The organism is Microcoleus sp. PH2017_35_SFW_U_B, from assembly GCF_020737865.1.
Taxonomy (GTDB): domain Bacteria; phylum Cyanobacteriota; class Cyanobacteriia; order Cyanobacteriales; family Microcoleaceae; genus Microcoleus.
The window spans coordinates 1-18875 of the sequence record NZ_JAEQDE010000038.1; the positions used below are offsets into that span (position 1 = coordinate 1).

Annotated in this window: 16 protein-coding genes; 7 read left to right on the top strand and 9 right to left on the bottom strand. The window is 45.7% G+C overall.

Annotated elements, in window-relative coordinates:
* The 4 genes from JGK36_RS10310 to JGK36_RS10325 all read right to left on the bottom strand — a co-directional run.
* Positions 1 to 192 (bottom strand): PD-(D/E)XK nuclease family transposase (locus JGK36_RS10310; protein ID WP_293178980.1); only part of this gene is annotated, 192 nt, incomplete at its 3' end.
* A 55-nt stretch (positions 193 to 247) separates the two neighbouring features.
* Positions 248 to 994 (bottom strand): HEAT repeat domain-containing protein, encoded by a 747-nt coding sequence (locus JGK36_RS10315; RefSeq protein ID WP_293150888.1) that lies wholly within the window; start codon positions 992 to 994, stop codon positions 248 to 250.
* A 289-nt stretch (positions 995 to 1283) separates the two neighbouring features.
* The gene (locus JGK36_RS10320) at positions 1284 to 1799 is read right to left on the bottom strand and encodes an N-acetyltransferase (RefSeq protein WP_293178977.1); all 516 of its coding nucleotides are present in this window, start codon (positions 1797 to 1799) and stop codon (positions 1284 to 1286) included.
* Positions 1799 to 2008, bottom strand: a complete 210-nt coding sequence (locus JGK36_RS10325; RefSeq protein ID WP_293178989.1) for a hypothetical protein — start codon at positions 2006 to 2008, stop codon at positions 1799 to 1801. Before JGK36_RS10325 ends, JGK36_RS10320 begins: the two co-directional genes overlap by 1 nt.
* A gap of 135 nt (positions 2009 to 2143) precedes the next feature.
* Between JGK36_RS10325 and JGK36_RS10330 the strand changes: the two genes are divergently transcribed.
* Entirely contained in the window at positions 2144 to 3514 is a 1371-nt protein-coding gene (locus tag JGK36_RS10330; protein ID WP_293178974.1) for a calcium-binding protein, read from the top strand.
* A gap of 229 nt (positions 3515 to 3743) precedes the next feature.
* Positions 3744 to 5102, top strand: coding sequence for a calcium-binding protein (locus tag JGK36_RS10335; RefSeq protein ID WP_293178971.1), 1359 nt, complete (start codon positions 3744 to 3746; stop codon positions 5100 to 5102).
* A gap of 403 nt (positions 5103 to 5505) precedes the next feature.
* On the opposite strand, the gene JGK36_RS10340 is transcribed toward JGK36_RS10335, so the two are convergent.
* Positions 5506 to 6879 carry an MFS transporter gene (locus JGK36_RS10340; protein ID WP_293190596.1) on the bottom strand — a complete coding sequence of 458 codons (1374 nt, stop codon included), beginning with the start codon at positions 6877 to 6879 and terminating at the stop codon, positions 5506 to 5508.
* Between the two features lie 291 nt (positions 6880 to 7170).
* Here JGK36_RS10340 and JGK36_RS10345 point away from each other — a divergent pair, with 291 nt between their 5' ends.
* Positions 7171 to 8355, top strand: a complete 1185-nt coding sequence (locus JGK36_RS10345) for a DNA cytosine methyltransferase (protein WP_293178965.1) — start codon at positions 7171 to 7173, stop codon at positions 8353 to 8355.
* Here the strand turns inward: JGK36_RS10345 and JGK36_RS10350 are convergent.
* Complete coding sequence (locus JGK36_RS10350; protein WP_293178959.1) at positions 8352 to 9557, bottom strand: hypothetical protein; 1206 nt, start codon at positions 9555 to 9557, stop codon at positions 8352 to 8354. The genes JGK36_RS10345 and JGK36_RS10350 overlap by 4 nt on opposite strands.
* A gap of 216 nt (positions 9558 to 9773) precedes the next feature.
* Here JGK36_RS10350 and JGK36_RS10355 point away from each other — a divergent pair, with 216 nt between their 5' ends.
* Entirely contained in the window at positions 9774 to 11273 is a 1500-nt protein-coding gene (locus JGK36_RS10355; RefSeq protein WP_293196791.1) for a family 10 glycosylhydrolase, read from the top strand.
* Positions 11274 to 11691: 418 nt separating this feature from the next.
* Here the strand turns inward: JGK36_RS10355 and JGK36_RS10360 are convergent, their stop codons facing one another.
* A complete protein-coding gene (locus JGK36_RS10360; protein ID WP_293178953.1) occupies positions 11692 to 13041 on the bottom strand; it encodes a calcium-binding protein in 1350 nt (449 codons plus the stop codon).
* Positions 13042 to 13398: 357 nt separating this feature from the next.
* Here JGK36_RS10360 and JGK36_RS10365 point away from each other — a divergent pair, with 357 nt between their 5' ends.
* The 3 genes from JGK36_RS10365 to JGK36_RS10375 all read left to right on the top strand — a co-directional run bounded on the left by JGK36_RS10365 (position 13399) and on the right by JGK36_RS10375 (position 16147).
* Positions 13399 to 14601, top strand: a complete 1203-nt coding sequence (locus tag JGK36_RS10365; RefSeq protein ID WP_293196792.1) for a sensor histidine kinase — start codon at positions 13399 to 13401, stop codon at positions 14599 to 14601.
* A 117-nt stretch (positions 14602 to 14718) separates the two neighbouring features.
* Positions 14719 to 15393, top strand: coding sequence for a response regulator transcription factor (locus tag JGK36_RS10370; protein ID WP_293178947.1), 675 nt, complete (start codon positions 14719 to 14721; stop codon positions 15391 to 15393).
* Positions 15394 to 15562: 169 nt separating this feature from the next.
* Complete coding sequence (locus JGK36_RS10375) at positions 15563 to 16147, top strand: Uma2 family endonuclease (RefSeq protein WP_293178944.1); 585 nt, start codon at positions 15563 to 15565, stop codon at positions 16145 to 16147.
* A 315-nt stretch (positions 16148 to 16462) separates the two neighbouring features.
* On the opposite strand, the gene argF is transcribed toward JGK36_RS10375, so the two are convergent.
* Both argF and dusB read right to left on the bottom strand, forming a co-directional pair.
* The gene (gene argF, locus JGK36_RS10380; protein ID WP_293178941.1) at positions 16463 to 17383 is read right to left on the bottom strand and encodes an ornithine carbamoyltransferase; all 921 of its coding nucleotides are present in this window, start codon (positions 17381 to 17383) and stop codon (positions 16463 to 16465) included.
* Between the two features lie 162 nt (positions 17384 to 17545).
* The gene (gene dusB, locus JGK36_RS10385) at positions 17546 to 18559 is read right to left on the bottom strand and encodes a tRNA dihydrouridine synthase DusB (RefSeq protein ID WP_293178986.1); all 1014 of its coding nucleotides are present in this window, start codon (positions 18557 to 18559) and stop codon (positions 17546 to 17548) included.
* Positions 18560 to 18875: the final 316 nt, after the last annotated feature.

The following is an 18875-nucleotide window of genomic DNA, read 5'->3' on the forward strand; positions in this document are numbered from 1 at the left end:
GACATCCAGGTAAGTGTCTTTTAAACCAGTAATTGCTGGTGCGGCGTAGGGGTCGATGATTTCTAAGTCTTGAATTGTCGGCTCTGCGTTGTAGAGCATGGCATTCAGGAAGCTAATCAAAACTTCTTTGTGCTGGGGCGATGCAAAGATTTTTTTGAAGCCAAAATCTGTTTTGGGATTGATGAAGTTCATAATTGGTAACGGGTAATTGGGAATTTGTAAACGGTGCTTAATTGTGGAATATTCATTATAATATTCCTTCCATTTCTAAGTCTTCAATAATCTGCAAACCTCGCGGATCGCCGACTCGCAACAGCGAAGATTTAGCATCGTCGCGCACGCCCATGTCTTCATCTTCTTCTAATGATTCAATTAAAGCGTCGATCGCCCCAGCGTACACTACATTATTCGGTAACTCGCGCGCCAGTTGCCCGATCGCCCAAGCGGAATTACTGCGAACGGCAGATACAGAGTCTCTTCGCAATGCTTGAATCAACGGTGGAATCCCCGCAATCACCACATAGTAACCAACTTTTGCCATTTGACCCAGAGAACTCGCCGCCCACAAACGTACCGCCGAAATATCAGTTCTCAGAGCATCAATTAAGGGCGATAAAGCGCGGTGATCTCTGCAATTTCCCAAGGCCCAAACTACCCCTTTGCGAACGTAACCGTTCCAATCGCGGTTGAGTTGCTCGATCAGCGGTTCCACAGCATCGGGACTTGGATTTCGCCCCAAAGCATAGGCCGCACTCACCCGCACCAAGGGACAACCGTCTCTTAACAAATTAATTAAATGCGAAATCGCGCGATCGTCCTGGAGTTCGCAAAAAGCCCGCGCCGCCATCATCCGGTGCTGAGGTTCCGGCGATTCCAGCAAAGGCAGCATTTCCTCTGGATCTGGTAGCGGGGGTTCGGATTCATCAAAATGATCCAAAGGGCTTTCCAGTTCCGTATCAAGATCGAGGGCGTTGGTGTAGTCGTTATTGTTCATAAAAAAACTTTACCGCAGAGAGGATGCTACGGGCGCAACTGATTCAGCGGTCAATATAAATTAGCATTTCCGGCAATAAAAGCATTCCGATTCAACTCTCAAGTCCTCCTATTGTTCGCAGTCAGGAAGAAGAGCTGGTGCATCTGGTTTTTGAAGAGGGCGAAGCATGACCGCATATAAGTTATTAGTTATAATTTTATATTGACTGCGGTCATGCTTCGCCCCTACAAACATATTTGCCTTGCACAAGCCGCTGCACCCCTGACTGCAAACAAATACCTCTGGTTTTTCAAAGAGATTTGATCATCCAGACAGAATGACTCTCATAGCCTAATTTTTGATAGAGATTCATCGCAGGCTGATTGCTCAGAAAAACTTGCAAACCAATTTGCCGATCGCCTCTTGAACGCGCCCAATTTTCTGCCTGAATAACTAAAGCTGCACCTAGTCCCTGACGGCGGTGTTCCGGTGCTATGTAGAGCAGAAAAATGTGACCGTGGCGTTCTCCAGTGGTTTGGTCGATCGCATTTCCCAACCACAAACATCCGACAACTGATGTGGGATTTGCCGGCTGCGAGGGGATCCCGGAAAAACTTTCTCCCTCGAACGGGCTGTTTTTCAGGCACTCTACCCACCAAAGCGGCGTCTGTTTAGAAAAATACTGCTCGACAGTTTGAGCCAAATGTCCCAATTCGCGATCGGGGTAAAGCTCTCGGTAAGTATGGTGCAGGAACTTTAGCAGTTTTGCGCGATCGAGTCCAGAACCCGATCGCAGCCTGTAGCCCGGTATCAACTGAGCAGACATCAGCGAATTTGGACAGGGAGAGAGGAATAATTGAGCCCCAAGAAAATAGGATTCAGAGATACCGCTTGATGGAGCGGGATCGGTTCCTCAATCGGTGCCGGGGCAGCCATGTCAGCCGGCAAAAAGATGCGAGCGCTGACTGCTACCAGAGCCACGAAAAATACTAATATTGCGATCAATGGAGCAATGTATTGACGAATGATAGTCATAACCGCAAAAAATGATTCTTGAGTAGATATTATCAAGTGTACCATACAAATCTTGTCAGTTATAATGGCTGACAGTGGAAAATTAGCTCAAAACCAGAGCGATCGCAAATACCAACAAACACCAAATAAAATATTATGAGTGCCTCGCCTGCTGTTTATGAAGCTCTGGCTAAGTCAATTGTTTTTTTGAATCAAAAGCCGAACGCGCAAAATCAAGTTTCGCGCTTCCTGGACACTAACGGCTACTATATCGATCGCATATTGGACGACAAAGAAACCGGATTTTACGCGATCGGCTTCGGTTCCTCTGACCCCACCAAACCGCCAGTCCTCGTATTTCGAGGTACCGACTTCATCGACGGCGACGCTATGTTTTCTGCCTCCCGCGACATAGGCTTACCAGAATTTGAAAAAAACAAAGATAGTATCAAAAACTGGCTCGCAGAAATCGGTCAAGATACTGCCAAAAACCCCAGCAAATTATTGCCCGATGTCGTCGGGCACAGTTGGGGCGGAGCGATCGCTCAAATTGTAGCCAGCGAATACACATCTCTGAGCGGCGATATCTTGACTTTCAACTCTCCCGGAGTCTCAGCGAGTATCGCCAGCAATTTTCGGAAAAATCTCAGTAGGGCAGGCAACAAAAATGTCAGTCACTACATTGTCAGCGGAGATATTGTCAGTTTGTTTGGCGAAGCATTTATCCAGGGAAAAGTATTTCTCCAAACTTTCACAGACCCGACTATTAATCCCTTAAGTGTTTTAGCCAAACATCGCAGAGAAAATTTGTTAACTGCTCCACCCGCAGATTTTTTCCAGAGGCAATTTTCCCTCGAAAACTTAAACAGTCCCGAATTTACTTATAGTAACAACGACTCAGATTTTAACGAGTTTATTGCTGCACTAAATTTTCCCCTAGCAAATGTGTCAGTGGCAATCAGAAACCGAGCCGGTGCAGAGAGTTTGAGAACAGCCTCAGAATTTTCGTTTGTGGACTTAATCAGACAAATGCAATTCGGTTTAGCTCCCCTGCAAGCAAATTATTTATTAGGCGACGCTCGCAACAATACTGCTAGCGGTGGCCCTGGAGAGGATACAATTATCGGCAACGCCGGTAACGACACTCTCAGAGGCAATCGAGATAATGACAGCCTCAGTGGCGACAGTGGTGACGACTTCTTGTACGGTGGCAGAAACAACGATTTTTTGGATGGTGGCGACGGAAACGACCTCATTTCCGGCGAATTTGGCAACGATTTTTTAATTGGCGGTGCAGGGCGCGATCGCTTTGTATTAGAATCAGGTGGCGGAGCAGATGTGATTGTCGATTTTAAAAAGGGTGAAGATTTAATTGGCCTATCACGGGGTCTAACTTACCCTCAAATTATTGTTACCCCAAGTGCTGACGGAGCTGTAATTACTATCCCGATTACTGGGGAAATTATTGCTACCGTCAGAGGCGTGTCCGCTAACGACCTCACGCGACCGGATTTCGTGCAGATTTAATGGATAAAAATAGTAGTTTGGGTAGCGCAACAACTGCAAGTTATTGCGCGTAAATCTTTTTTTGTGTGTTTTTTGCTATTGCGAAATCCGCTGCCACAAGCCGACTATTGGGTGATTTAGGAACGCGCAATAGGAGAAACAAATATTGTTTATTAACCTAATTTACTGTAAAATGAGTTGACTAGCTTAAAAAGCCAATCCCAATCAAACGACAGGAAATAACAAAAATATGCCATCATCCCCCGCCGCTTACGAAACTATAGCCAAGCAGCTTGTTTACATAGATAACAACCCCCAGTTACAAACTGTAGTTCAAGCTGGTTTGACGGCTGTCGGCTACCGAATCGATCGCACTTTTGACGATCCCCTAACGGGATTTCACGCGATCGGCTTAATCTCCACCACCCCAGACAAACCGCCAGTTCTAGTATTTCGCGGCACCGACTCCCTCGTAGACGATCTTGCCAACGCAGACAAGCGAAGCGTCGGCTTCAACCAATTTGAAGCCAACAAACAAGCCTTAGGAACTTGGCTGACACAAATCGGTCAAGACACAACAAAAAACCCCCGCCGCTTGCCACCAGACCTTCTCGGGCACAGCTTGGGCGGCGCCATAACGCAACTAGCCGCCACAGAATTCACATCTGCGATCGGAGATATTGTTACCTTTAATTCTCCCGGAATTGCTCAAAGTATAGTCAATACATTTAAGCAGAAAGCGAGTGCAGGCAAAAATGTAACTCACTATATAGTTAGTGGCGATTTTGTTAGTTTGGGAGGAGAAGCTTTTCTTCCCGGAAAAGTAGTTCTTGAAACATTTACTAACCCGATTATTAACCCGCTACTTGTCTTGGACAAGCACACCCAAAGTGGTTTGTTAAGCTCTCCTCCTCCCGGTTTGACCAAGACAGAGATATCTGTAGACCAGTTGAACCGCCCGGATTTCAATTTTACAGATTCAGATTATTTAGAGCTGTTAGCAGGCTTAAACTTTGCGCTGCCACCCTTAGGAAAAGCCCTGGCTTCCCGCAGCAGTTTAGAGCAATTGAGAACCACTCCGGGAACCTCTTTTCTCGGAAACGTTCTTGCAATGAAAACTGCTCTCGACCTCTCCCAAATTAATAATTTAGTAGGCGACGATGCCAACAATACAACCTCAGGTTTGGCCGGGGACGATATTATAACTGGTAATGGGGGAAACGATACTCTCAGCGGCAATAAAGGTAACGATATTATCAGCGGTGGCCTCGGCAATGACCAACTATTCGGGGGCAAAGGAGATGACAATTTGAGCGGGGGAGACGGGGACGATACCCTCGTTGGCGGAGTGGGTGCGGATCTGTTAATTAGTGGTGCTGGACGGGACGTATTTGTGTTAGGAGCAGGGGCCGGTACAGATACACTTCTAGACTTTCAACAGGGTCAAGATTCAATTGGTTTGACCAGAGGTTTGAGCTTCAACCAACTGAGAATTACTCAAGCCGATATTTCAACAACCATCGAAATTGCCAGCAGTGGTGAAGTTCTTGCCAGTTTCTTCGGCGTACTAAGCAGTCCGCTAACAGCCAGGGATTTTATTTCGATTTAGTTGGCGACTATAGCAATCCTAAAGGTACGTAGTTGCGCTTCAGCGCTCTTAGCTTATATTATGAAGAGCGCACTTTGCCCAACTAAGTACCTAATTTTAGGATTGCTATATGGGGTAGGGATACAACATTGTTGTGTCCTATATTTTGTGGAGTAAATTATAGTATTCCTAAAATATTCATGAAGATTTGTAGGGGTAGTGTCCCGTGCCTACCCCTTATCTATCGGGGCAATCCAGGGTGGAGCAATTGTCAGGATAGGAGATATAAAACTATCAAAAGTATCGATCAAAGGTTGCGTTGCCTCCCTCTAAGGTACGTAGTTGCGCTTCAGCGCTCTTAGCTTATATTCACCAAGAGCGCGCTTTCATCGCAACTACGTACCTAATTACAGATACAATTTAATTAATCTGGATCGTCCAGTCCAGGCCGGGGCATAGATTCTAATTTTTTCTCATCTTCTAGTGGCAAAAAGAAAATCGTCAGCATACCGGGAATCACAGCCAGTGAACTAAACAAGAAATAATTTTGATAGCCCAATGCAGTCTGTAAATAACCGCTAAAAACGCCCGGAATCAGCACTCCTGCGGCCATGAAAGCCGTGGTAATCGCGTAGTGGGATGCTTCGTAATCAGGGCGGACAGTCCGCATTAAGAACACTGTATAGGCAGCTACACCAAGTCCGTAAGTAAATTGCTCGATCGAATTTACAGCATAGGCCCACTCAATCCCCGGTTGATTGATTGCCAACATCCAATACAGCAAGTTAGTTGAATTTTGCATAATCGCCGTCGGCCACATCCATTTTTTCAGTCCTTGTTTCGCAATCAAATAACCGCCCAGCAACCCTCCGATTAACAGAAAAATTATCCCGACAGTACCTGATAGCAAACCCATATCTGACGTAGAAACTGCTAATCCTCCCTTCTCAACTTTATCCATTAAAAATGGAGGAGCCATTTTAAAAGTCAGGGCATCTCCCAATCGAAAAATCAAGACATAAGTCACAATCCAACCAATTTTATCTTGCTGGAAATAGGTTTTAAATGACTCAAAAAAGCTAATTTTTTGTTGGGGTGCGCCTGTTTCCGCAGCAGAATTTCTAGGATAGGGAAGATACCACCGCTGAAACAGATAAATCAGCACAAAAATCAGCGCGCAAATGCCAAAGGCTGTCGCCCATCCGTAGTTAATCGGAGACACATTATAAGACGAACCGAAAAGTGACAGCGGAATCTCCTGATATGTTTTAGTATCGCCTGCATTTACCGGGATTAAATGCTGTTCTGCTAGTTTACCGGCCAAGAAAACCAAGACACCGCTACCGACAATCACGGCACCTCTATAAGCCGTGTTGCGAACACCGACAAATAGTGCTTGTTTGTCTTTATTGAGAGTGTTTAAATAAAATCCGTCAATGGCGATGTCGTGAGTAGCTGAAACAAAGGCGATCGCTGTAAAGACAACCAGCGATATAATAATAGCCAGGGGCGTCAACACACCAAAAGCTAGGAAAGCAAACAGAAAAGCACAAATGATTTCCGTTCTTAAAATCCACTTGCGTTTAGTGGAATACATATCAACAACGGGCCCCCACAAACCTTTTAATACCCAAGGAAAAGATAACAGACTTGTCAATCCGATTAGTTCGTTGCTGGTTCCCATCCCTTTCAAAAAAATCACCGACATTAAATTAACGACGGTGTACGGGAGACCCTGAGCGAAGTATAATACTGATACCCACAATCCATCGATCGGTTTTTTTTCCATTGCAGACATATTTTGCCTAACTACTGATTTGGTTTACTGAGTGCGATCGACAATTTCCGGTCAATTCAACCGCTGACATCACAGTATATGTTGTGCTGATGCCAGCACCAGCCATACAAACAGCGTATTTTAGCATCATTCTGGCTCACAAATATTTTCATCTTTTGAATAAGCCTGCAACAGATGTTGTCCGTTAAAATGAACGAAGTCAGCGCGGACATTCTGATCCCAGTCGGAAGTGCCGTAAGTTCGCAAAAGTATGTTGACTTTTCATATAGTTCTCTCAAGAGGTAGCTAACGATGACAAAAACTCAAACAAAGCATTTTCCGCGTAGCCTTGACTTGTTTTGCGGCATTGGAGGGTTAACTCTGGGTTTTAAACGTGCTGGAATTCAAGCAATCGGCGGCATAGATTACTGTCAAAACGCCAAACAAACTTTTGAACGAAACCTATCTCCACTTCCCTGTTTGCTATCTGACTTAACACAGACAACCGTTTCCGAGATAGAGGAGTTCTTTAAAATTTCGGTAGCAGAAATCGACATCATTACTGGGGGAGTACCGTGCCAAGGATTTAGCACCGTTGGCAAGCGAGAGATTACAGATCCTCGCAATTCTTTATGGTGCAATTTTCGCGACTTGGTGGCTGAAATTCGTCCGGCTTATGTGATTATCGAGAATGTTGAAGGAATGTTGGTAATGCAGGGAGGCAAAGTGCGCGATTCAGTCATCGCTAGCTTTGCTGATATCGGCTATCACATGAAATGTCGCCTTTTAAAAGCGGCTGACTACGGCGTACCACAACTGCGAAAGCGTGCTTTTTTTATAGGTTGGCTTGATGGATTGCTGCCGCCTGAGTTTCCACTGCCAAGTTCTCACTATTATGTCAATGTAGCTGATGCAATTTCAGATTTACCGCCATTAAATGCTGGAGAGATTTGTAAATTTTACCAGATTATGCCGCAAACTGAGTATCAAATAGCTAGGCGGAAAACCGCCAATATATTGCTACATCACGAGGCGGCCAATCATTCACAAAAGTTAATTGAAATTCTGAAGTATATCCCAGATGGTGGCAACAGAAAGTCAATTCCCGAGATCCTTCAACCAGCCAGCGGTTTTCACAATAGCTATGCTCGGCTAGCTAGTGATAAACCAGCTATTGCTGTAACATCTAACATGAGAAAACCTTCGTCTGCACGAGCGACTCATCCAAGTCAGCATCGGGGATTGACTGTCCGTGAAGGATTGAGGCTGCAATCTTTTGACGATGATTTTGAGGTGATTGGTTCGAGAACATCACAGTACCTTCAAGTCGGAAATGCCGTACCGCCACTACTCGGATTTGCGGTAGGAAAGGAAGTTATCAAGGCTTATCAAAGCCATTCAGATGATGAAATTGTTATAGCCCGATCGCAAAAAGTAAAGTCACTCAATTCAGAGTTGAATTTTCCGATTCAGCTTGCTCTTGAAATCACAGTTTAACTTTGATAATAAGTAAGAGAGTTGTGTTGGGGATCTCGATCGCGAATAAATGCCAGCAGTCTGCCAACAGCACTAGGATTCTGTTCAACATGAGCAAGATAGTGAAGCATCTCATGCACGGCTGCATCCTGCTTTTGCCAATCCCAGATCCTCACGGATCTAATTAACTCATCTTGTGCGAAGGAAATGATGCCACTGTCGCTAAGTATAGAACTCGCTTCGCCGTCTATGGAGAGTATAAAAGCCACACCAAGGATTTGATTACCTGTTACTTGTTTCTGGAAACTTCCCAATTGTTGCTTGACGTTTTTCATGGAAATGTGGCAGTCTTTTACTTCTATTGATATTTCTAGATCCAAGCCGTAATAACAATCAATATCTCCAAAACGCCGCTGTCTTGACGAACCTGTGCGTACCTTATCAACTACAAAGCTAAGATGAGGTCGATCTGCTTTGAAATAACCGCAAGCAATGGCTTGAAAAACTAAACCTCCATTTTCATCTGGATCGCTGCGCGGGTAATTGCTTACTATCTCGGCAAATAAGCGAATTCGCAAAGATTCTCTCGTAACAAATATGTTCTTTAGCAATCGTTCGAGACCAAAATCAATAAGTTGTTGACATAGTTGAAATCGTCCAGACTCGGATAGACTAAAACAGAGAATCAGTAGGTCTTGAAATTTTTGCCATTGACCTGTATTGTAAACATAAGCACTGGGATATTTAGAACGATTGAGACTGTGAAAAAATTGAACAATAGACTCTTCTATACGTCGGATACCTACTTGAGTTGATTGACCAAATTTTAAAGTTAGTGTATTTGCCTGTTGTTCTCCCCGTTCAGTGACAACTTGATAACGTTGAAATAATTGTTCAATTGTCAGATTTTCTCTTAATCTTTTGGCAGAGTCATCAACATTAGATAGACGCTGTGCGACGATCGCAAAATCAAGGGCAAGACCCAGGATATATTTCATCCGGGTAAATCGGCTACCTACATACTTCAATACCTGTTCGATGATTGTCTGTTCGCTATTTGTCAGTTCGTCAGGCTCAAAACCAGTTCCAAAGTGTGGCGAGAGTAGTTCTTGAATTGCTTCAATCTCACTATCAGTGCGTTCGTACATTGAAAAAATAAAGCGATTGTATAGAAAATACCAGAATCCAGTATAAGCGATCGCTATTCCAGAACACAGTTTCACGCTATCAGTTTTTTAACTCAAAGATGTGCCAAAATGTCAAGCGGACGCTCACACCAAACGTCCGTAAAAGACAGTTAAACGCTCTCTCACACATTCCTCATGCGAAAGACTAAAACACTCTTTTTGTCAAGCCTGTTCGCGATCGGCTTAACAATCAGTTTTCTGCTGACTCCCGGTTGGTTATCCAACTTGTTCCCGAATCGCGCAATCGCCATTATGCCTCCACTAACCCCAACCAGCGAATTTCGCGCCTTCTGGGTGGACGCATTCAACCCCGGTTTCAAAACGCCTCAAGAAGTAACCAAGTTGATTGCTGACGCACAGAGGGCTAATGCCAACGCGATCGTCGCCCAAGTCCGCCGCCGTGGCGATGCCTTTTACACGAGTGCGATCGAACCCCGCACCACCGATCCGAATGTTCCAGCAGGTTTCGATCCCCTCCAAGATTTGATTGACAAAGCCCACGCCGCAGGTATAGAAGTACACGCTTGGATGGTGACGCTACCAGTAGTTTCCGGTGGTAAACTTCCTGCAAATCATGTTTGGCAACAACATGGGCCCAATGCCCCAGGAAAGGACAATTGGGCGATGCTGATTTCGAGTGGCGAAGCGAAAGGTTTCCTCGATCCCGGTAATCCAGACGCCCTAGATTATACTGTTTCTGTCTATTTGGACTTGTTGAAGCGCTACGATGTGGACGGCGTACAGCTAGATTACGTGCGCTACGGCGGGCCGAATTGGGGCTACAATCCTACTTCGATCGCCCGTTTCAACCAACAAAACGGTCGATCGGGCAAACCGGCAGCCAGCGATCCTCTGTGGATGCAGTGGCGGCGCGATCAGGTGACAAATTTAGTGCGGAAGCTTTATGTAGAAGCCATGGCGATTAAACCGCGCGTTAAAATTACCGCAGCGACGATCGCCTGGGGAGACGGCCCAGCTAACGATGCAGGCTGGTATAAAACGCAGCCCTACAGAGAAGTATTGCAGGATTGGCGCGCTTGGCTGGAAGAAGGTATTCTCGACATGGCGATGCCGATGACTTACCAGCGCGAGTACAAGCCACAGCAAAAGATGGGTTACGACCACTGGATCGAGTACGCTAAAGACCACCAGTACAACCGCCAAATCGCGATCGGGCCTGGCAACTATCTCAACTACATCGAAGACACTCTAGGGCAGATTCGCCGCGCCGAAGCGCCTTCTGCGAAAGGAAATCGCGTTGCTGGTACGGTGCTTTATTCCTACGCTAGCACCAATATTTACAGTAACGTTGAATTGCGATCGGGCGGTAGTGGTGATTTGCCCCGTCAGCCTTGGAAATTCCTGTCGCAGAGTAATGATTGGTTTTATAATGCGCTGTCGCAGCCTAGTCAATACGTTGATGGTGCAACGGGTAAAACTGTTCAAACTCAGCCTGTGTGGGCCACTCCGGCGGGGATTCCTGATATGCCTTGGAAGTCGCGGCCGACTGCTGGGGCGATCGCCGGAAATTTGCAACAGTGCCAAGGAAGCTGCGACGGCGCGGGCTTGACATTGCAGGCAGTTAATGCTGGTGGCAAGGTGCGCCAACTGCGGGCGGATGGTAAAGGATGGTTTGGTGCGATCGAGCTTTCTCCGGGAACTTATCAGTTAAAAGTTGATGGAAGTCAAATTCAACAAACAGTTAATGTTGTCGCAGGTGAAGTCACAAAAGTGAATTTCGCCGCCTCTTAATCAGTCTGTAGGGTGCACAATGTGCACCTTACTTCGCTAGTTTGTAGCCACTTTTTAGGGTGTGCACTGCGCACCTTACTAATTCATGAATTATCTATTTGTAACGATTAATTTATGTAATATAGCCTTTCTCAGAAAGATGAGGTATGACTGACAGCTTATATAACCGCTTAAATCAAGAGGGCCTTCTTCCCAACAACGTCCGCGAATCTTTGTGAGAAAGGCTATAAATTTAATAATTGCAGTCGGTTTTAACCGACTTAAGCTATGAGGCAGGGGTTTAAACCCCTGCCGGACTGGGAGAAAGCGCATTAAGCTGACCGCAGGAAAACAAGTTAAGCTGAAACCCGTGCACCTTACCCAAGCTACAATCAAAACTCGCTCCAAACTAACAGCAGTGCGATCGATCGACACAAAACTAGCTGATTCTGAATTGCGTTGTATCGTTGATATTTAGGTTACTGGGTGCATCTTGAACGATCGCAATCAACTCAAGGGGCTGTAAAAATCCTTTCTTGAAAACTCCCATATCTTGAGCGACACTCCCTCCTCGCAGGGAATTGGTGATGGGTTTGAGCTCATAGCTATTGCGAGGCCCGGACAGTTGAATCAGATCGTCACCGATTCTGAAGTCTATGATGCGAGCAAAATCTCCCGTGCCATCAATGCCATTGAAAAAGTTGAGCGCATCGCCATCTGCAATGATGTTGCCATCATTATAGAAATTGTCCAGCACAAAAGTATCTCGACCTGCGCCGCCGATGAGCACATCGATCTCACCCCGTCCCAGATTGCCACTCTCGGCACCTTTAATTAAATCGTTCCCGTTACCCCCAACAATAACGTCATTTCCTCGATCGCCCGATAGCGAGTCGTTGCCGTTACCGCCGTTCAAAACATCATTACCGTTACCACCACTAGAATCGATGTTTGGCGATACACTGGAGTTCGCATTCAGGCGATCGTTGCCATCCCCCCCCGTGAATTGGATAAATCCGACACCGCTTGCCACGCCTAGATTGCTGACAGTCAAAACATCATCGCCACCTAAACCGTTAATTGCATTAAAACTTTCTATGCCTGTGGTTGTTAAGGTTACGGGGACGAGATTGGTGCGCTGCAATACAATGTTCGATCCCGATTGGGTGAGGTTAATATTATCCCCTTGCGCGATCGAACCGTTGAATAACAAATTATCGCTACCGCTGCCGCCTTGAATCAGATCGCTGCCGTCGCCATCCACCCATTGAAAGTTGTCATCGCCACTGCCGCCGATCATCGTATCGTTACCCTTGTCGCCAGCGAGGAAATCTGCCCCATCTCCACCGTCTAGCAAATCCGTATCGTTGCCACCTCGCAGGTTATCGTTGCCTAATTCTCCCCTTAAAGTATCGAATCCGTCTCCACCAATTAGGCGATCGTCCCCTGCCCGGCCCGAGATGTCGTCATTGCTAAAACTACCATCGATCAGATTGTTAAAAGCGTTGCCAGTCAAGACATCTTGATTGTTACCACCAATTAAGTTTTCAATACCGATGAAAGTTCCGCTACCTCCAAAAAAAGTTGCTTTGTTAGTCTCTAAAGACGCAATTATATTATTACCAAATCCTAGATAGGTCGCTGTATCATTTCCGTTTCCACCATCCAGAAGATCGTCCCCAAAGAAACCGCCAAACAGATTATCGTTTCCGTCCAATCCCCGCAGGGTATCGCTAGCAGCAGTACCGTTCAGATTGTCGTTGCCGTTGGTTCCATTAATTAAAGCCATGTTGGTTGCTCCTAGATATTAAGTGAATTATTGAGGCAAATCAAAACTGTTTGCTTTGGTTTGCTATGTCACAATCTTAGGAAATAAACTCGGTTCAACACATCTGAAAAACGTCTCGATCTGACATCAACGAAATGGATATTCTCGATCGCCCGCTTATCTGCCAAAAGTCGCGATCGCCCATTACTGCCGAGTGCGATGTTCGCGCTGCCTCTCCCGATCGGCTATAACTTTAGTCATAGTTCCCAGGGGTAGCATCAGCGAAAGTTAGAAAATTGCCGAGTTTTATAGACATTCAGTCTGACTTGCAGTATTTTTTGGGAATACTGAGAGCCACAACTACTGGAGGCCCCTGCCATGACTGCGATCGCATCCCTACTAAAAACCCAACCCCAACCGTTTCGCTTTTTGCTGTACACCGAATGGATCATGTTAGCCAGTTGTGGAGTGATGGCAGGCATCGAAGCGTGGCAGCGTCAAAGTATTCCCGTACAGCACATTCTGATCCTGGTATCCCTGGCCTTGATGGGATGGATCTTGCCGGCAGGCAAAACTTCGTTTCGCTATCTCTATACGGCGATCGAAATGGGTCTGATCTTCTACGGAACAACCTTGGGATACCTGCATATCCTACCGACGCTGTATTTGATCGTGTTAATTCGCAGTTGTTTTTTATTTGAATCTCCCGGTCGGTGGATAGTGGCAGGTCTTTCGCTGGTAATGTATATGTTTCATCAAGTTCAGTATCTTCAAAGAGTGATACCCCTGATGTTGCCTAATGTCGAGCAACAACAAATTTGGATGCACCAGACGGCAGAATTGTTGATGTTTGGATTGGGGCTATTTTTCGTGTCGCAGTTGGTCAGTACCTTACTAGCAGAACGTAGAACTCAGGAACAACTATCGCAAGCCCACGCGCAGCTACGAGAATATGCCCTGCAAATAGAAGATTTAGCAGCGGTTCAGGAACGCAATCGCATTGCTAGAGAGATTCACGATTCGCTGGGTCACGCCTTGACTTCGCTCAACATTCAACTGCAAACCGCCATGAAACTCTGGCAGCATGACCCAACAGAGGCACAACCGTTTTTGGAACAAGCACACCGACTCGGTAAGGTGGCGATGAAAGAAGTTCGACAATCGGTAAATGCGCTGAGGGCTGACGCAGAAGCAGAAGAAACCTTGGAACAGGGGATTTCCTCGCTGATGGAAGACTTTCGCCAGAGTATGGGCATTACTGTTACCAGCAGCATTTGCGTGGAAGTTGTATTACCACCTCAAGTTGTCAAAACGCTGTATCGCATCGTGCAAGAAGCATTGACTAACATTTGCAAATACGCCCAAGCTACCGAGGTTCATCTGCAATTGCACACAACGGGCGATCGAGTGCACCTGACTGTTGAGGATAACGGGCGGGGGTTCAAATTAGAAAGTGGTACTGGCGGGTTTGGATTGCGAGGAATGCAAGAGCGAATTGCTTCTCTCAACGGAGAGTTTCACCTGGAAACATCACCCGCAGCGGGATGTAGAATCGATGTTAGCCTGCCGTTAAGTAGGTAGGCGAAAATAAATTACTTCATGTAACAAAATGTAAAATTAACGTAACCTCTTTTGGCGTTTTTTCTTTGTCTGTGCAATTAAGAACTATTATGGGATAAGAGATTTAGGAATTTCCCCATGATTCGTCTATTGCTAGTTGACGATCAGCAGCTTATCTGCCAAGGGCTCAAGGCTATGTTAAGCCTAGAATCAGATTTAGAAGTGATTGGAATTGCCCACAACGGTAAAGCTGCTCTAGAGCAAGTCGAAGCTCTCCAACCCGATGTTGTATTAATGGATTTAAAAATGCCCGTGATGGATGGTAGAGAAGCAACTCGCCTGATCTGCCAGTCATTTCCAAATACGAGTGTCTTGGTATTAACTACCTTTGATGACGATGGATACATTGTTGATGCGATGCGGGCCGGGGCCAAGGGCTATTTGTTGAAAGATATGCCATCGGAAGAGTTAGCACAGGCAATTCGTTTGGTGCAATCGGGTTATACTCAACTGGCTCCTGGCTTAATGGATAAGCTAATAACAGGATTTTGTGCAGCACCTACTAATTCAGAACCTACTAATCCAGCACCTACCGCTCAACCCTCGAAACTCGCTGCACTGACACAATTAACCCCGCGCGAACAAGAGGTATTGCAGTTGATTGGTAAAGGTTTAACTAACCGAGATATTGCCCAGCAGTTGTTTATTTCTGAGGGAACGGTGAAAACTCATGTTACTCATCTACTGAATCGGTTGAATTTACGAAATCGATCGCAATTGGCAATTTACGCCAATTCGGCGATCGAAACCTGAATCATTTGAATCATTTTATTGTTTTTTTATTAACCGCAGAGGGCGCAGAGGGCGCAGAGAGAGGGAATAGAGAGGCTGCACAATCCCGCTCGGATTACCGCTGCATACTTTACCTAATAAGCTACAATAAAATTATCCTGGATGGAATTGCGATATTTTTGGTGAAGCTATGCTAATAACAGAAGCCCCTTTTACGCTCCGCAAATGGACAGTTAAAGAATATCAGAAGCTGGGAGAGATGGGATTTTTTCACCCAGAGGAACGAGTCGAATTAGTTTCAGGAAATATTATCAGAATGAGTGCAAAAGGAACTGCTCACACCTCCGCTTTAGGGCGTACAGATAGATTGCTGCAAAACCTTTTTGGAAATCTGGCTTGGGTACGAATGCAAGATCCGATCGCCCTCGATGACAATTCCGAACCCGAACCGGATATCGCTGTAGTTAGAATCGATCCCTTTGACTACGCCACTCACCATCCGACGCCATCAGAAGTATATCTAATTATCGAAGTGGCAGACAGCAGCTTAGCTTACGATCGCGAAATTAAAGCCAAAATTTACGCGCGATCGGGAATTGTGGATTATTGGGTATTAAATGTGAATGACAGACAACTGCACGTTTTTCGAGAACCCGCTGATGATGGGTATCAAAGCGAAGTCATTCTTGAGGAAACTGCCAGTATTTCACCGCTGCAATTTCCCGCTTTTAATATTGCAATTGGGGAAATGCTGCCACCTATTATATCAAATTGACAACCGCTATCAAACTAATACAATAATTGCAGTCGGTTTTGATCCAATACGGTTCAGATAAAACGGCGGTTGAAATAACGGAAGACTCAGAATATCGCGTAATTTTAACCGCCTACTCTTCAACCCACGGAGGTGGGTTTTGTCTGTGTAGACGCGGTTTCAACCGCCGTCTTATTTTGAAATAACGGAAGACTCCGAAGATCGCGTAATTTTAACTGCCCACTCTTCAACCCACGGAGGTGGGTTTTGTCTGTGTAGACGCGGTTTCAACCGCCGTCTTAACCGCCGTCTTAACCGCCGTCTTATCTTATTAACCTAATCGCTTTCGAGAATGCTAGCCAGCAAAGCTTGCTGAGCGTGCATCCGATTTTCCGCTTGATCCCAAACGCGCGATCGCGAACCTTCAATCACCGCATCGGTAATCTCTTCATCCCGGTGTGCCGGCAAACAGTGCAGTACGATGGCATTGCGATCGGCCATCCCTACCAGTCGTTCATTTACCTGATAAGGTTCAAACAAAGGAATTCTGAGTTTAGCCTCCTCTTCCTGTCCCATACTTGCCCAAACATCAGTGTAAATCACTTGAGTATTCTTAGCAGCAGCTTCCGCATCAGCCGTCACAGTAACTTCGGTTTTGCCATTAGCAATCGCCTCAGCTTTTGCTACTATTTCAGGATTTGGCAGGAAATCTTTAGGACAAGCAATTCTGACATTCATCCCCATCATTGCACAGCCCAACATCAGCGAATTAGCCATGTTGTTGCCGTCACCAAAATAAGTCAGCGTCAGTCCTTCCAGCTTGCCAAAACACTCTTTGACTGTCATTAAATCCGCCAGCACTTGACATGGATGTTCGTCATCTGTTAGCGCATTAATTACAGGAATTTTGGCATAATTGGCAAAGGTTACTAAATCCTTTTGCTCGAAAGTCCGAATTGCCAAAATATCTAAATATCTGTCTAAAACTCTGGCGGTATCTACCAACGGTTCGCCACGGCTGACTTGTGTTACATTGGGATTGAGGTCGATTACTTGCCCTCCCAATTTATACATTGCCACCGTAAAACTCACCCGCGTTCGTGTCGAAGCTTTGGAAAATAACAAGCCGAGAACTTTGTTGCGTTTCAGCTTGACCATTCCCGATTTTAAACTGGTTGCGAGATCCAGTAAATAATTTAATTCGTCAATGCTTAAATCGGCCAGACTTAATAAATCTCGCCCTTTTAATGAGTCCATGCTTTCCCCTACACACAAATTTTCAACTGTTAATAAAAACGGTTCGTAGTGAGGACTTTAGTCCTCTGAATTAGAGGACTAAAGTCCTCACTACGAACCTTACTTTTTGCCAGCGATTGGACTCGCAACAGCGGGCTTTTGGCGAGTCCCTCTCCCAGGGTTTTAAACTGCTGGCAATTGCTCGATCGCGCGATCGATCGATTCGCAACCTTGCTCAACCGTTTCTACCACAGCCAACACACCCCGCAATTCCGCAGCACCGGGGAAGCCCTTAGCATACCAGGTTAAGTGCTTGCGCGCTTGAGAGACACCGCTTTCACCTTTGTATTCCCACAAAGCCCGTAGATGTTCCTTAGCACATTCAAGGAGTTCAATTGGTGTCGGAGGTATCTTTTCCACACCTGTTTTCAAGAAATAATCGACTTCTCCCACCAAGAATGGATAGCCCAAAGTTCCCCGCGAACACATCACTCCGTCGGCGCCAGTTTCTTCGAGACACCGCACCGCTGCTTCCACTGAAAAAATGTCTCCGTTACCAATGACGGGAATCGATAAAACTTCCTTAACACGGCGAATCCACTCCCATTTTGCCGGGCCGGTGTAACCTTGCGATCGCGTGCGCCCGTGCACGGTAATCATTTTTGCTCCCGCATCTTCCATCCGCTTGGCAAATTCCACAATATTAATTTCTTTGTCAGTCCAACCGATGCGAGTTTTCACTGTCACAGGAACATCTACAGCATCCACAACCGCCCGCACAATTGCCTCTGCTGTTTCGGGATCTCGCAGCAGCGAAGAACCGCCGCCGTTTTTAGTAATTTTGTTAACCGGACAGCCCATATTAATATCAACAGTATCCGCTCCTTCTGCTACAGCTTTTTGTGCCGCTTCCGCCAAAAAATTCGGCCGACAGTCAAACAATTGAATGCTAATCGGGCGCTCGTTTGGATCGATTTCCATAATTCGTGGCAGTTGCTTCACGTAGTGCAAACCCGTAGCGTTGACCATTTCGGTGTACATCATCGAATCCGGGGCGTAGCGGCGCACCAGGCGGCGAAATACTAAATCGGTTACGCCGGATAAGGGCGATTGCAGAACACGACTTTTGACTTCAAAGTCGCCGATTTTTAGCGGAGTTGCTAATCTTTCTTTTAATTCTGGAGATAGAGTAAGCATAGTCGATCGCACTTTAATTATAATATCTGTATATTCCAATACGTTTCTGTTCGCGCTGTTTATTGCCCGGAGATCCCCCTCGCATCCCTTGATAGTCGGGGGACTTTGAAAATACTCTTGTCTCCCCCTGATAGTCGGGGGGCTAGGGGGAGCATTCTTAAGTGAAGCACTATTGCTGTATATTATACTACAATTTTGGTATTTGACAGTTGTTCATTATATTTTTAGCCGATGATTGAGTGACCGCAAAAAGTATATTTAACCAGACTGCAATGCCTATTTTAAAGGGACTTGCCAAAATTTAACTGTTGTCAAA

Excerpts from the sequence above, each read along its gene's own strand:
- JGK36_RS10315 (WP_293150888.1), bottom strand. The coding sequence starts at position 994 with ATGAACAATAACGACTACACCAACGCCCTCGATCTTGATACGGAACTG.
- JGK36_RS10320 (WP_293178977.1), bottom strand. The coding sequence starts at position 1,799 with ATGTCTGCTCAGTTGATACCGGGCTACAGGCTGCGATCGGGTTCTGGA.
- JGK36_RS10325 (WP_293178989.1), bottom strand. The coding sequence starts at position 2,008 with ATGACTATCATTCGTCAATACATTGCTCCATTGATCGCAATATTAGTA.
- JGK36_RS10330 (WP_293178974.1), top strand. The coding sequence starts at position 2,144 with ATGAGTGCCTCGCCTGCTGTTTATGAAGCTCTGGCTAAGTCAATTGTT.
- JGK36_RS10335 (WP_293178971.1), top strand. The coding sequence starts at position 3,744 with ATGCCATCATCCCCCGCCGCTTACGAAACTATAGCCAAGCAGCTTGTT.
- JGK36_RS10340 (WP_293190596.1), bottom strand. The coding sequence starts at position 6,879 with ATGTCTGCAATGGAAAAAAAACCGATCGATGGATTGTGGGTATCAGTA.
- JGK36_RS10345 (WP_293178965.1), top strand. The coding sequence starts at position 7,171 with ATGACAAAAACTCAAACAAAGCATTTTCCGCGTAGCCTTGACTTGTTT.
- JGK36_RS10355 (WP_293196791.1), top strand. The coding sequence starts at position 9,774 with ATGCCTCCACTAACCCCAACCAGCGAATTTCGCGCCTTCTGGGTGGAC.
- JGK36_RS10360 (WP_293178953.1), bottom strand. The coding sequence starts at position 13,041 with ATGGCTTTAATTAATGGAACCAACGGCAACGACAATCTGAACGGTACT.
- JGK36_RS10365 (WP_293196792.1), top strand. The coding sequence starts at position 13,399 with ATGACTGCGATCGCATCCCTACTAAAAACCCAACCCCAACCGTTTCGC.
- JGK36_RS10370 (WP_293178947.1), top strand. The coding sequence starts at position 14,719 with ATGATTCGTCTATTGCTAGTTGACGATCAGCAGCTTATCTGCCAAGGG.
- JGK36_RS10375 (WP_293178944.1), top strand. The coding sequence starts at position 15,563 with ATGCTAATAACAGAAGCCCCTTTTACGCTCCGCAAATGGACAGTTAAA.
- argF (WP_293178941.1), bottom strand. The coding sequence starts at position 17,383 with ATGGACTCATTAAAAGGGCGAGATTTATTAAGTCTGGCCGATTTAAGC.
- dusB (WP_293178986.1), bottom strand. The coding sequence starts at position 18,559 with ATGCTTACTCTATCTCCAGAATTAAAAGAAAGATTAGCAACTCCGCTA.